Raw genomic sequence first — 1,629 nt, 5'->3', positions numbered from 1 at the left:
AACTAAACCAGCTAATAGTTTGTCAATATTTTTCAATAAAAAATATTTGAGAGTCATGTTATACTATTTTAGACATGCCAAATAATCTTCCATTTATACGAAATTGGAAGATTATGGTAATTTATGCTGATTCGAGATTTTAAGCTAGATCTTGGAAAGTCGTTTTGTTTTTTAACAGGGCATAAATCCAGTGTAATAGTTTGTTTACACAAGCAATAACTGTTACTCTAAATGGTTTTCCTTCTTCACGCTTTTTATCATAAAATTGTCGCATTCGTTTATTTCTTGGGATGATTTCGTCTGTTGTTTTACTCTTACGATTATCACGAATTGCACACCGAACAGCCATGTATAATGCATGTCTCAATCGACTAGAACCACGTTTAGTAATGCGGTTTCTAGTGGCTGTGAATTTACCAGATTCAAAGACACTCGGATCAACTCCAGTGAACGCCACAAGTTTTTTAGGGTTATCAAACCGATCAATTTCACCAATTTCAGAAATAATCGTTGCCGCGATTTTTTTTCCGATACCTGGAATTGATTGGATGATATTATATTCTTCTATTTCTTTTACGAGGACATCTATCTCTGCTTTCAAATTGGATAGATGTTCTTTGTATTGAAGAACCATTTTGATATGCATTTCAAGCGAGATAAAAAGGCTTCTATAAAGATTGATTTGAAACGGATTTTTTTCAGCCGCAGTCATTAAAAGCTTTGCTTTTTCCTTTGCCCATTGTTTAGAACGGCCAGTACATAAGGATGCGATTCGTTTACTTAGTTGATCTTCACCTGCTTGTAACACTGCTTCAGATGAGGGAAACTCTAGTAAAGTTGAGAGCGAAACATTAGAGTATAAGTCGCCAAACACACCTCGATATTCAGGAAACACTTGATCTAGAATCGCTAGAAAATGTAGTTTTGCCTGAGAACTAATACCTGTTAAATGATCGTGCTGTCTCGTTAAATTTCTCAGGTTTAGTAATTGTACACCACGCTTTTTATACGGCTCTAACTCTTCTTTGTAGTACAGCTCGCAGAGGTGGTACGCATCGATGGCATCAGTCTTTACCTTTCTTAAACTCGTGCTTTTAGCTCGATAAGAGATTAATGGATTAATAACGATGTAAATATAGTTTAAGTTATCTAAGAATTGCATAACTGGTGAATGGTAATGCCCTGTCGATTCCATTATCAATACTGGTTTTGTATTCGTTGTTTCTTCGATTTTCCGTAAGAATTGAAGTAGCTGCTCAAAGCCTTCAACCGTATGTAAAATCTTAAAACTTCTTTTAAAAGGAGTCTTTTTATCTAAAAAACCTTGAACCTGACTTTCTCCTTTTGCGACATCCAGACCAACTACTGGATTCATAATATCTCCTCCAAAAATTAAATTTATCGGTTCCCCTAATGCTCCCTTATAGTGTCATAGGTTCGCTTGTTATTCGGGATCCTTGTCCCAACCAGCCCAAAGCATGTTTCTATAAGTAGGGGGTGAACTGTTTAGTTGACGGGGTCTAAGCCCCACGCAAGCTTCGTTCTGCCCCGACTACTTTAATAATAAGACCATATAAAAAATGGTCAACCAGAAATTTAACTGGTTGACCTTATAATACGAACGCATGC

The 1,629-nt window shown here is 36.3% G+C and carries 1 protein-coding gene; it reads right to left on the bottom strand.

Annotated elements, in window-relative coordinates; all coding sequences use genetic code 11:
- Positions 1 to 139 precede the first annotated feature (139 nt).
- Entirely contained in the window at positions 140 to 1,375 is a 1,236-nt protein-coding gene (locus tag COE53_RS22965; protein ID WP_098948773.1) for an IS110 family RNA-guided transposase, read from the bottom strand.
- Between the last annotated feature and the right edge of the window lie 254 nt (positions 1,376 to 1,629).

The organism is Bacillus sp. AFS029533, assembly GCF_002585125.1.
Taxonomy (GTDB): domain Bacteria; phylum Bacillota; class Bacilli; order Bacillales; family Bacillaceae_G; genus Gottfriedia; species Gottfriedia luciferensis_B.
Note: the sequence above shows the minus strand (reverse complement) of the source record. Positions and strands in the feature narration are given on the sequence as shown.

Bases quoted from the DNA above. Each gene is read 5' to 3' on its own strand.
- COE53_RS22965 (WP_098948773.1), bottom strand. From the start codon at position 1,375: ATGAATCCAGTAGTTGGTCTGGATGTCGCAAAAGGAGAAAGTCAGGTT.